General features: G+C 46.9%; 11 protein-coding genes. 6 read left to right on the top strand and 5 right to left on the bottom strand.

From position 1 onward, the window contains the following. Window positions 1-76: 76 nt before the first annotated feature. From K8P02_RS00285 to K8P02_RS00260, 6 genes are all read left to right on the top strand, one after another. On the top strand, window positions 77-499 hold the full coding sequence (locus tag K8P02_RS00285) for a hypothetical protein (RefSeq protein ID WP_025867544.1): 423 nt from the start codon (window positions 77-79) through the stop codon (window positions 497-499). A gap of 56 nt (window positions 500-555) precedes the next feature. Beyond that, entirely contained in the window at window positions 556-1,347 is a 792-nt protein-coding gene (locus tag K8P02_RS00280) for a metal ABC transporter permease (RefSeq protein ID WP_007484033.1), read from the top strand. Further along, complete coding sequence (gene porW / locus K8P02_RS00275) at window positions 1,344-4,451, top strand: type IX secretion system periplasmic lipoprotein PorW/SprE (protein ID WP_223381842.1); 3,108 nt, start codon at window positions 1,344-1,346, stop codon at window positions 4,449-4,451. The genes K8P02_RS00280 and porW overlap by 4 nt, the downstream gene beginning before the upstream one ends. 159 nt (window positions 4,452-4,610) lie before the next feature. Beyond that, complete coding sequence (gene porX / locus K8P02_RS00270) at window positions 4,611-6,185, top strand: T9SS response regulator signal transducer PorX (RefSeq protein ID WP_223381841.1); 1,575 nt, start codon at window positions 4,611-4,613, stop codon at window positions 6,183-6,185. A gap of 293 nt (window positions 6,186-6,478) precedes the next feature. Next, window positions 6,479-6,892: a tRNA (adenosine(37)-N6)-threonylcarbamoyltransferase complex ATPase subunit type 1 TsaE gene (tsaE, locus tag K8P02_RS00265; RefSeq protein ID WP_025867543.1), complete on the top strand. Its 414-nt coding sequence runs from the start codon at window positions 6,479-6,481 to the stop codon at window positions 6,890-6,892. 5 nt (window positions 6,893-6,897) lie between these two features. Next, a complete protein-coding gene (locus K8P02_RS00260) occupies window positions 6,898-7,110 on the top strand; it encodes an immunity 17 family protein (protein WP_002559253.1) in 213 nt (70 codons plus the stop codon). 224 nt (window positions 7,111-7,334) lie between these two features. Here K8P02_RS00260 and K8P02_RS00255 read toward each other — a convergent pair whose 3' ends face one another. From K8P02_RS00255 to K8P02_RS00235, 5 genes are all read right to left on the bottom strand, one after another. Next, complete coding sequence (locus K8P02_RS00255) at window positions 7,335-7,838, bottom strand: HU family DNA-binding protein (RefSeq protein ID WP_025867542.1); 504 nt, start codon at window positions 7,836-7,838, stop codon at window positions 7,335-7,337. 550 nt (window positions 7,839-8,388) lie between these two features. Beyond that, window positions 8,389-9,699, bottom strand: a complete 1,311-nt coding sequence (locus K8P02_RS00250) for a DUF58 domain-containing protein (protein WP_025867541.1) — start codon at window positions 9,697-9,699, stop codon at window positions 8,389-8,391. 115 nt (window positions 9,700-9,814) lie between these two features. Further along, window positions 9,815-10,846 carry an AAA family ATPase gene (locus tag K8P02_RS00245; RefSeq protein ID WP_025867540.1) on the bottom strand — a complete coding sequence of 344 codons (1,032 nt, stop codon included), beginning with the start codon at window positions 10,844-10,846 and terminating at the stop codon, window positions 9,815-9,817. A gap of 10 nt (window positions 10,847-10,856) precedes the next feature. After that, window positions 10,857-12,182, bottom strand: a complete 1,326-nt coding sequence (locus K8P02_RS00240; protein WP_223381839.1) for a DUF4350 domain-containing protein — start codon at window positions 12,180-12,182, stop codon at window positions 10,857-10,859. Continuing rightward, complete coding sequence (locus K8P02_RS00235; RefSeq protein ID WP_025867539.1) at window positions 12,179-12,799, bottom strand: DUF4129 domain-containing protein; 621 nt, start codon at window positions 12,797-12,799, stop codon at window positions 12,179-12,181. Before K8P02_RS00235 ends, K8P02_RS00240 begins: the two co-directional genes overlap by 4 nt. Between the last annotated feature and the right edge of the window lie 2 nt (window positions 12,800-12,801).

Genomic DNA, 12,801 nt, shown 5'->3' with positions numbered 1-12,801 from the left:
TCTATAATCTGTGTTAATCTGTATACTCTGTGGTAAATAAATCAGTACCTTTGCACAAAATGAGAGATTTAGAATTATGTGGATACTGATCGTAAGTCTGTTGCTACTCACCCTCGTAGCATTAATTGCCGGACACATCCGCAACAGAAGGTTGCAGAAAAAGATAGAAAACGGAGAGTTGGAAAGCTTTCCCGAAGTGAAAGAAGCAGACGTAGAATGTTGCGGACAACATGAAGTCTGCGAAAAAGACAGCTTGCTGGCTGCCGTCAGTAAGGAGATAGAGTATTATGATGATGAGGAACTGGATCAATTCATTGGCCGGGCACCGGAAACATACACGGAGGAAGAAATGGAAATGTTTCGTGATGTATTCTATACGATGCAGGAAACAGATGTAGCCGGTTGGGTTCGTAGCCTGCAACTAAGAGGTATCAACCTGCCCGATAATCTGAAAGACGAGGTATTCCTCATCATCGGAGAACGGAGAATGCATCCCTGATTATAATAAGTAGTACCTTTCTGCCGTTATTAATAATTAGTAAGTTAAGTATCTGAATGGATCTGTTACAATATACCTTTTTTCAACATGCCCTCCTGGGTAGCCTGTTGGCCAGCATAGCCTGCGGTATTATCGGCACTTACATAGTGACGCGCCGACTGGTGTTTATCAGCGGAGGAATTACACATGCCTCATTCGGTGGTATCGGCCTGGGGTTATTTGCAGGTATATCGCCCATTCTTTCGGCTGCCGTGTTTTCGGTATTATCGGCTTTCGGAGTTGAGTGGCTCAGTAAGCGAAAAGATATGCGTGAAGACTCTGCCATTGCAGTATTCTGGACACTCGGAATGGCATTGGGTATTATGTTCAGTTTTCTCTCACCCGGATTTGCTCCGGATTTATCAGCCTATTTGTTTGGCAATATCCTGACCATCACAAGAGGGGACTTGCTAATGCTAGGATTACTGGCTATAGTGCTTATCATCTTCTTCTGCCTGTTCATCCATCCTATTATCTATGTAGCATTCGACCGCGAATTTGCCCGCTCCCAGGGAATTCCCGTAGCAGTATTTGAGTATTTGCTGATGATGTTCATAGCACTGACAATTGTTTCTTGCCTGCGCATGGTCGGTATTGTATTGGCTATCTCATTACTTACCATTCCGCAAATGACCGCCAATCTGTTCACTTATAGCTTTAAACGGATCATCTGGTTGTCTATCGGCATCGGTTTTTTAGGATGCCTGGGTGGATTGTTCGTTTCTTATCACTGGAAAGTACCTTCGGGAGCCTCCATCATATTTGTATCCATCCTAATTTATGCCGTATGCAAAGTGATAAAAAGATGAATCATGTGAATAATGTGCCAATGTGCCGATGTGACAATGTGACAATTGGCTGCGCCATGATCCGCAAGGCAATGGGTCGTACTATGATCCGTAAGGTAATGGGCACATTGGCACATTGGCACATTGGTACATTATTTATCATTGGTATATTATTTACCGGCTGTTCTACCAAGAAGAACACAGCGGGAAGCCGTTTTTATCATGCAATGACTACCCGGTATAACGTGTACTTTAACGGAAATGAAGCATACAAATCGGGATGCAAAGCCATTGAACAGGGCAACAAGGACAACTATATGGAGATGATCCCACTCTATCCTATTGGCAATAAATCAACTGTGGGAACCGGCAGTGGTGATTTTGAACGGGCTATAGAAAAATCCCAGAAGGCTATCGCAGTACATTCCATCAAACGGAAGCCTCAACGCAAACAGGGTAAACGCTACACGGAAGAGTACAAACAATGGCTGGCACGCCGGGAATTCAACCCTTTCCTGCACAAGGCCTGGATGTTAATGGGGAAAGCACAGTTTCAGAAAGGAGACTTTCCCGAAGCGGCTGCAACTTTCTCATACATTGCGCGCCTATATACCGGTCAACCTAAAATTACAGCAGAAGCGCGTATCTGGCTTGCCCAGTGTTATACACAGATGGGATGGTATTATGATGCAGAAGATGTTCTTCTAAAAGTAAATAACGACAGCCTGCCCTATACCCTCGCTCCTGCCTATTCACGAACTTACGGGCATTATCTGCTGGGTAGCCAACGCTACCGGGAAGCAATCCCGCATCTGCTTACTACTATCAAAAATGAAAAGAATAAGCGGCAGAAGGCGCGCCAATACTATCTCCTGGGACAAGTATACCAGCTTCTGCAAGATCCCGCCAAAGCCTATCAGGCTTACGGAAAGGTTATCAAAATGAGCCCTCCCTACGAAATGGAGCTAAATGCACGTATCCGTCAAACAGAGGCCTTCCCGGCCGGGGAGGTGCGTCAGGCGGCGGAAATAAAGAAGGCGACGGATAAGCTGCGACGCATGACGCGGAGTGATAAGAATAAGGATTACCTGGATCAGATTTATTATGCACTGGGGAATATTTACCTGGCGGTGGGGGATACGGTACAGGCGATTAAGGAATATGACTTAGGAGTAGAGAAGAGTACACGCGGAGGGGTGGAGAAAGGGATTCTGCAACTCACGCTGGGCAACCTCTGCTGGGAGATGGGGCGGTATGTGGAAGCACAAACCGCTTACTCCGACGCTATCGGGTTGCTGGAGAAGACGCATGCGCAATATGAAGAGATCACAAAGCGTTCTGAAATACTGGACGAATTGGTGCCCTACTCTACTGCTGTGGAGTTGCAGGACAGCCTGCAACATCTGGCATCACTGGATAGTGCCGCACGGATGGTGGTGATCGACACATTGATAGCCCGTGTCATCCGGAAAGAAGAGGAGGCGAAACGGCTGGCAAAAGAGGCTGAACGGGATGCATTGCGTGAGTCTATTGCTGCCGAAAATGCCGCCAATGCCCCACAACAACCTACTACAACGCAACCTACAATACCTACGGGAGATGACTCCTGGTATTTCTATAATTCGCAAGCAGTAACACAAGGTAAAGCTGACTTCCAACGGCTGTGGGGACGACGCAAACTGGAAGATAACTGGCGGCGGAGAAACAAAACAGTGGTTGCCCTGGACGATTTCGAGCCGGTCAACTACGATGAAGCGCTTCCCGCGCAGGGAGATGCGGCAGGCGATGATAATAAAGATGCGGCAGGTGATGATGCGACGCTTCCTATACAGGGAGATGCGGCAGGCAATAAAGAGAATGATTCTCAGCTTCCTGCCGATACGACTTCTACCGCTGCCATCGACGAAAAGAATCCGATCTTCTACCTGCAACAGATTCCATTGACGGAGGAAGCAATGGCTGCCTCTAACGAGATCTTGTCAGACGGTCTGTTCAACATGGGAATGATATTCAAAGACAGAATGGAGAACTTCCCTCGCGCTGAGCATTCCCTCGGACGGTTGGTTCATAACTTCCCGGACTTCGGCCAACTGGATGTGGCATACTATAATCTTTACCTCATGCTCGGACGTATGGATCGCATGGCAGATGCCAACATTTACAAGCAGGAACTTATAGACCGTTTCCCGGATAGTAAGTATGCCAAGATGCTCGCCGATCCTGACTTTGCCTACATCGCCGTACATGGCAAGCACCTGGAAGATTCGCTTTATGCCAATACTTATAAGGAATACATGGCAGGCAATTACAAACAGGTAGTGGCCAATGCGGAGTACTCTTTCAACAAATATCCAATGGGACAGCATCGTCCGAAATTTATGTTCCTGCATGCTGTAAGTGCCTTGCAGGTAGGGGATCAGAAGCAATTCCTGGCTGAACTGAAGGAGCTTGTGCAACAGTACCCGGAAAATGAGATCACCGATCTTGCCGCCCACATCCTGAAAGGGGTACAGGAAGGACGTCTGCTGGCAGAAGGCAGTATCTCCTTTGGTAGTATCTGGTCGCGCAGAAGTGCGGAAGGCCTGGCAGACAGTACGCGTATAGCCGGAATGGACAGTACGCACGTCTTTACTGCCGAACGGAATACGCCTTACTTATTCATACTGGCCTACGAAGAAGGAAAAGTAAACGAGAACCAACTGCTTTACGAAGTAGCCCGTTACAACTTCTCATCCTTCATGGTGAAGAACTTTGACCTCTCCTTCTCCCACGACCGGGGTATCGGACGACTCGTCATCCGTTCATTTGCCAACTATGAGGAGGCACAGTATTACCAACGCCAACTTTACGCTGATCCGCATATGAACGAACGTCTCAGCGGAATGAGGGCTGTCCTTATCTCAGAAACCAATTATGAACTGATGAACCAATTCTATAGTTTCGACGATTATGATGTGTTCTATAAGAAGACGTTCGATCCTTATCCGACGGAGGAAGAAGTACCCATCGATGGAAGTACACTGGATGAACCCTTACTGAACCTTCCACCCGTCGATGAAACCACCCCGGCAGAAGAGGACGAAGGCGAAGAGATACAACAATCCCCCGGCACCAACTACTTCTAGGCGGCGCTTCCCGCGCGGGGAGGTTCGACAGGCGGTGCTTCCCGCACGGGGAGGTGCGACAGACAATGGTAGCGGAATAATAATAGCAATAATAACTGCGCAGCCAAATAGTAAATAGTAAATAGTAAATAGCTAAATAGTAAATGTCTAGATATCAAGATGAAGAATGACCGATTACTCTGGGTAGACGACGAGATAGACCTTCTCCGTCCCCATATCCTTTTCCTCGAGTCGAAAGGCTACGAGGTACATACCGTCAGTAACGGACAGGATGCCCTCGACCGTTGCCGTGAAACGGACTATGATCTCATCTTCCTTGATGAGAATATGCCCGGCATCAGCGGCCTTGAAACGCTGGCACAGATCAAAGATATCTCTCCGACCGTACCGGTTATCATGATAACCAAAAGCGAAGAAGAGAATATCATGGATATGGCTATCGGCAGCAAGATAGCCGACTACCTGATCAAACCCGTCAACCCCAATCAGATACTTCTTTCGTTAAAGAAGAATCTGCACCGCCGTGACATTGTTTCCGAAGTAGCGCAAACAGCCTATCAGCAGAACTTCGGCAAGATAGTCATGCAGATCAATGACTCTCTCACTGCCGATGATTGGGTGGAGCTTTATCGCCGCCTCGTCTATTGGGAACTGGAACTGGAAGCCAGTGACAGCCCCATGAGCGAAATGCTTTCCATGCAGAAAACGGAAGCAAACACGGCCTTCACCAAGTTCATCAAGAGAAACTATATCGACTGGATGAAGACGATGGACCCCACGCGCAAAGGAAATGCTGTGCAGGAAGCTCCCATGATGAGTCCGGACGTGATGAAACGTACTGTCTTTCCTCTGCTGGACCAGGGGGAGAAGGTGTTTTTCCTTGTGCTGGACAACTTCCGTTATGACCAGTGGCGCGTCGTTGCCAACGAGCTATCCGAGCTTTTTACGTTCGAGGAACAGCTCTATTTCAGCATCCTGCCCACTGCCACGCAGTATGCCCGCAATGCGATCTTCTCCGGATTGATGCCGGATCAGATCGCACGCATGTTTCCCGACCTGTGGGTGGACGAGGATGAGGAAGAAAGTAAAAACCTCAACGAGGCTCCGTTGATACAGACTTGTTTCGACCGTTTCCGCCGTCAGCACACCTTTTCTTATCATAAGATCAACGATGCGTCTGCCGGAGAGCGTCTTGTGGCCCAACTTCCACAACTGATGAAGAATGACCTGAACGTGGTAGTATTCAACTTTATAGACATGTTAAGTCACACACGGACGGAGAGCAAAATGATACGAGAACTGGCTTCGACAGAGGCTGCATACCGTAGTCTTACCCTATCCTGGTTCCGCCATTCGCCGGTACGCGACCTGCTTAAAGAACTTGCAGCACGGAAGGTACGCATAGTCGTCACCACGGACCACGGTAGCATCCGCGTGGACAATCCGATCAAAGTACAGGCCAATAACGGAGAGATTAATACGAATCTGCGCTATAAGCTATCACGGAATATGTCCTATAACCCGAAACAGGTGTTTGAGATCGGCCGTCCGGCAGATGCTTTGCTGCCATCGCCCAACGTCAGCACGAAGTACATCTTTGCCAGCGGACATGATTTCCTGGCCTATCCGAACAACTTCAACTACTATGTATCGTATTACACCAATACCTTCCAGCACGGAGGTATCTCCATGGAAGAAATGATCATCCCCCTCATCACCCTAAAACCCAAATAGGCGGCGCTTCCCGGTGCTTCCCGCACGGGGAGGTTCGACAGGTGGTGATAGTAGTAAGAGAAGTAATCGTTCAAGATTATAGGATATTAGTATTGAAACGCAGAAACTCACAGATTCACACAAAGCATATCATCGCTCAAGTACAGCGCAGCCATTTAATCTGCGAAAATCTGCGATCATTTGCGTTTCAGCAGAATGTTGTCATAATATAGACTAAATCTGAAGTCTTGCTCAGTACAGCGCAGCCAAATAGTAAATAGTAAATTGTCAAATAGTAAATCATCAATAACTTTATGGAAATAAAAATTGAATCATTAGATCAGATACACGAAGCCGCCCGCGAGTTCATTAATGCGATGGGTGATAATACCGTGTTTGCCCTCTACGGAAAGATGGGAGCAGGAAAAACAACCTTTGTAAAAGCTCTTTGTGAGGAATTGGGTGTTTCGGATGTGATTACTTCCCCTACCTTTGCTATTGTCAACGAATACCGTTCGGATGAAAACGGAGAACTGATTTATCATTTCGACTTCTACCGTATCAAGAAGCTGAGTGAAGTGTATGATATGGGTTATGAGGATTACTTTTATAGTGGCGCCCTCTGTTTTATCGAGTGGCCGGAACTGGTGGAAGAGCTTCTGCCGGGCGATGCTGTAAAGGTGACGATAGAAGAACTGGAAGGCGGCAGCCGGAAAATTATTCTTTAACACCGATGACACCGCATTATTTCATCTTAGGACTGTTTGCCCTGGCAGGTATCCTTTCATTGCTTGCCGCAGTGCTCAACTGGGGATGGTTCTTTACCGCACACAATGCACAGGCTGTAGTACGACGGATAGGACGCTCCCGTGCACGGCTCGTGTATGGAGCACTCGGATTGCTACTGATCGGGATGGCCATCTACTTCTTCCGGTCACTGAGATAATCAGAGGAGAATTTGCCACAGGAGTAGTACCGGGCTTTAGGAAGTGGCAGTAGATCGAAAACAGAGATGGCAGTAGATCAAAAAAGCAGATAAACGTAGGTTTCCATCTATAAGAAGATGATTTTAGCATATTGCATCCTCGTCTCTTATCTTCGGAAACCTACGTTTATCTGCTTTTTAATAATCCTACCTCGTGAAGCCCGGCATCACGTTCCGACAGGCTATTATACCGAAGGATCCTCCCCTTCGCCTTCACCGCCTTCGGAGCCGCTACCACCAGTTGAAATCCCCTTTGCCTTGCGGTAATCGGTCAGTGAGGCATAGTTTACACCTTCTTCCAGCACGCCCCCGTTCTGATATTTGAGTTGCTGGATAACGTTCTGTCTGAACTCTTTGGAGGGAGTGAACAGGATACGGGGATTTTTAATCATCACCCCGGCATTAAAATCGTTGATATTTTCCACTCCATCACTTTTGAAGGTAATGCGCAGTGTACCAAGATCACCTACTTTCACGCTATGCCCCTGCAAAAGCTGTTCGGTAGCATACTTCCCTAATAAATCCAGCGCGGCTTCCATTTCGATGGGAGCAGTGCTGGTGTTCTCTGTGGCCGAACGGGTCATTGATTTAACACTTTGAGCTTCCCGGGTTTGAGGGACAGCATACCACTTTTTAGGTGCATCCGGCTTTGCCGGAACGCCCTTCTGCACAAGATTGAATTTCTGCATAACTTGTCTGCTTTTTAATTGTTTATAATGTCTGTGCGGTATATTAAACGGCACAGTTGTTCTGCTTTCAGAGATATACTGATGTCATACTTTATGACACTAACAATGTCATACTTTATGATATTAATAATATCGTACTCAGTGACATCGTGATGTCATGCTCAGTGACATCGTGATGTCATGTCCGGTAACATCGTGATGTCATGCCCGGTGACATCGTGATGTCATGCCCGGTAACATCGTGATGTCATGACGGGTGACATCGTGATGTCACAACAGGTAACATCAGCATGTCATAACGGGTGACATCAAGTTTGTCTTTATCGTAGGCGTAAGTGCATTAGTTTCAGATACATACGTATGTCATATCCAATAATTGCAGAGGCGTCTTGACTGGCAACATACGTGTATCATTTCCGATAATAGGGATAAATCTTAAAGGAAGAGAGACGAGTATTATGTCAATTGCAAATATAATAATTCTTTTAATAAGATTAAGATTTCTTCCTGTTTGTTTTCCTGTTTTTTCAATCTTTTTCCGTGGAGCGGCTTAAATAAGCTGCCTGGATTTCATCTCTAAATATTTATTGAGCACATCAATAGATAACTTATCGGGGGTAGTGAGTACGGAATAGATACCGTTTTGTTTTAACGTAGTGACAATGAGACGCTTCTCATACGCAAACTTTTCGGCAATGACTTGCCGGTAATACCCTTCGGTATCTACCGGTTTCTTCGAGATATACTCTTTCAGATCAGCATCTTCAAAAAACACTACCAACAGACGATGCTGCCGGGAAAGCTGCTGCAAATATGCCAATTGCCGGTTCATACCGCCAAGACTGCCGAAGTTGGTATAGAGCACCAACAGGCTCCGTTTATTTACATGTTTGGCCAAATGCACACAAAGCGCCGAGAAGTCCGTTTCTCCAAACGTCGTCTCCTGTGCATACAAACTTTCAAGCAAGGTCTGCATCTGCCCCGCCTGTTTGGAGGCAGGAACAAACGTATCGAAACGCTCATTAAAAGTAACCAGTCCGGCTTTGTCATCCTTGCGCATGGCAACATAAGAGAGCACAAGAGAGGCATTGATGGCATAGTCCAGCAATGTCACTCCCTGAAAGGCTTGCTGCATCACACGTCCTTTATCAATCACATTGTATATCTGCTGCGAACGCTCGTCCTGGTATACATTCACCATCAGTTGATGCCGCCGGGCACTAGCTTTCCAGTTGATAGTACGGTAATCGTCCCCTTTTACATACTCTTTTATCTGCTCGAATTCGGTCTGATGTCCTACTCTCCGGATCTTCTTGATTCCCAATTCCGTAAGATTATCGCTCATAGCAAGCAGTTCATAACGATGAAGCATCAGATAGGAAGGATATACTTTTATCTTCTGCTGTTTACCGCAGGACAGGCGACGCTCGATTAATCCCAGGCGGGTAGAGGCAAACACACGGATCATTCCGAAATCATATACACCGCGATGGTTGGGACGCAGATTGTAAACAATCGTCTTTGCCTGTCCGCTATCAAGGGAGAGCTTGAAACAGATATCACGCTGCTGAAAGATCACAGGTACTTCATCTATTACCGACAGATGGACCGGGAACGGATAACGGCTCTCCACTCTTAATTTAACCTCGTTGTTATCACCATTAGAAAAGCGGTCGGCACACTGCCGGGAAGCCTCGATACCCTTCGTACGATAAAGAAGAAATCCGTCTGCCACCACTGCCAGGGCAAGCAAAAACAATGCTATCTGTCCAAACAGGAACAAAGAACCAAACAGGTATCCTCCGCATAACAGCAGAATAACAAGAATGGAAAACATGTAAAAGCGACGAGATAGGAACATAAGGATTTACTTATTTACAATTTTGCAATTTACAATTTACAGTTGGAGTTACTCTTTACACTACGGACTATTATTCTGCTATCATCGCCCGGCGTACCTCCCCGCGCGGGAAGCGCTATTTCGGAACTTCCACCTTATCAATCAGTCGTTGCGTTACTTTGACCGGAGAGTAGCCCTCCATTTCTGCTTCGGCTGTCAGTATAAGACGGTGCTGAAGCACGTAGGGAGCAACAAATTTAATATCCTCCGGGGTTACGAAGTCACGTCCTTGCAACAGAGCATAGGCTTTGGAAGATTGCAGCATAGCTACCGAAGCACGAGGCGAAGCTCCCAGATAAACGGCTTTACTGGTGCGGGTCTGCTGTACGATAAGAGCGATATACTGCAACAACGTGCGATCTACAAATACCCGGTCCATCAGGTGACGAAGCGTAAGAAGTTCATCACGGGTGATTACTGCACGGACATCTTCCAGCTTGACTAAGGCGGCATTTGTATGATGACGTTCCAAGATATCGACTTCCTCTTCCAAGGATGGATAATCCATGGTTATCTTCATCAGAAAACGGTCCAGCTGGGCTTCGGGAAGCTTATACGTTCCTTCCTGCTCCACAGGGTTCTGGGTGGCGAGGATCGTGTAAAGTTCTCCCATCCGGTAAGTAGTGCCGTCAATACTCACCTGACGCTCTTCCATCACTTCGAAGAGGGCGGATTGCGTTTTGGCAGGAGCACGGTTTATTTCGTCCACAAGTATCATATCGGCAAACACAGGGCCGCGGTGAAAATCGAACTCATTTGTTTTCATATTGAAAACCGTAGTCCCCAGCACATCGCTCGGCATAAGGTCAGGAGTGAACTGAATGCGGCTAAAGTCAGCATCAATCAGGCGGGCGGTCAGGCGGGCAAGCAATGTTTTTGCTACACCGGGCACCCCTTCTATCAGTACATGCCCATTGGCAAGAATGGCTGTAAGTATCAAGTCTACAGTATGTTCCTGCCCCACTATGACAGAAGCAATCTGTGACTTAAGAGCTTCTATTTTCTCTCCGAAAAGGGTCAGATCAGTACGTGGAGCCTCGCTCTGTACTTCTTCCGAAGGAAGGGCAGGAGGTGTTACTTCTGCTAAAGGTTCATTCGTATCATTCATAATCTATCTGTTATATCCGATTCAATATTTCATTCATACCATCTATATAGTCTTTCATCTCTTGTTCCCAAGCTTCCCGCTCTCCCCGGACAATGGGGCGAAGTCCGGCAAACAGTTTGGCAATCTTCTCCTCTTCCAGTCCCGTCTTGCCTGCTATCTTGCGGCAAAGGAGCGTATCATTGCTATCATCTTCTACGTCTATCTGTATTTCACGCCGCAAGGCCTCAGCAAAATAAGTGAACTTCTTGCGGATGAGGTCGCCATGCCCTTTCTTCTGGAAATAGAGTGTACCGATCAACTCGGTAAACTCCAACGTCCTATTCTCCGGCCGACGAATAACAGGTATCGGCCTTTGACGCCGCCGTGCAGTGAATATCATAAAAAGCAGAATCGTAAACATGGTAAGGTACAATCCCCAGCGAAGAGCCGTCTGAGAGAGGAAATACCTGAACGGCGATTGCTGTTCATATTCTGCCCTGGTATAGGCTTCCGTGCGATACAAAGGCAAGTCTTTTGCCAAAGAAAGCAGGCGGAAAATGTAAGCGGCATTGTTTCCATCCAGCATCCCGTAGTTGGTAAACAGCAAGGGAGTGGAAATAAGAATGATTTCTCCCTTTCCCACCGGACGACGAATAGCTACCGGACCACAGGGCAGATTCTCAGCCAATCGTGCCGAATCCTGTGATTGAGGCAAAGAATCTTTCAATGCTTTCCGTATCCCGTCATTAAGAGACAAAGCGATCGAATCTCCGGCCCCGGAAACAGCATTGCATCTTCTTCTCACCAACGGGATGGAAAGTGAATCGTACTTTGTGAAGTATACATTGCAGAGATGGGAATAGAACTTAAACTTCGCTTCCGGGTAAGAACTGACAGAATCGGGCAGCCAATAAAGTGTATCACGGCGATTGAACTCACTGACAGCCTTCTTCAGTTCTGACGGACGGAACCAGGTGTACGTCATATCATATCCCAATGTATCCGACAAAGAGAAAGCAGTAGCTGCCAGTATCACTTTGTTTCCTCTCTCGGCAAGACTCATGATTGCCTTCCTGTCGGTTTTTGTAAAGCGGAAGTTCTGGGCCACAGCAAGTATTGCCAAAGGTTCGCCTGTCGTATCATTCGCGAAGTTATAGAAAGTCCAGTCACTAATGTAATAGTCTTTAGGCCAGGAACCAGCCACCACATCATCAAAAATGGCACATCCGAAAGGTTGATAGTCGTTCCGGCTGAAAGTAGGATTCCAGACAAACTTCTTAGGCAAATTGTATTCTACCAGAAACATTATTGCCAGAAGGGCGACTATAATAAGAGTAAACCAATGGCTGGTTTTCATGACACGCCTCCTTTCACTATTTCTCTCTGCAAAGTCCGCATCTCATGAAAAAGTGCTTCGGTTGCCTCAAAATTACCATACCGCACCCGGAGGAAGCGGTTGGTCAGTTCCCGGAAAGGAGTCCGCAATGCATTCGGCTTTAATTCATAAGTATATTCTGTCGGGGTTTTATAAGGCTGCCAATCTATCTTTTCAGCATCACTCAATTGTTTCAGTGTCTGCAGGTAAAGCAAGCGCACCGCTTCCCGGTACTCATTGCGCAGCATAGCTGTACTTATCTCCTTCTCAAAATCGATCCCGTAAATGGTATCCTCTTCGACACGGTAGGCCAACTTCTTTCCGGAACGCATAAAGAGTTCCGGACGTTTTTTGTATAGGAACCAGATCAACAACAGTACTATAAGTATAAATAAGCCTGCCAGCACAATCTCCGTATACTGCTCGGCAAACTTGCTGCCAAATATTTTCTGCAACAGCTTCCCTAACCACAAATTGAGCCACCCGATCAGATCGACTTCGGGGGTCTGTAATTCACGGTTATAGTCGTATTCAGAACCACTTTGCCAAATAGCAACGGTTGCGGTGTCATAAACTAAAGTATCGGCAGGTGCAGTCATCC

It is taken from the genome of Bacteroides nordii, assembly GCF_019930665.1.
Lineage (GTDB): Bacteria > Bacteroidota > Bacteroidia > Bacteroidales > Bacteroidaceae > Bacteroides > Bacteroides nordii.
Note: the sequence above shows the minus strand (reverse complement) of the source record. Positions and strands in the feature narration are given on the sequence as shown.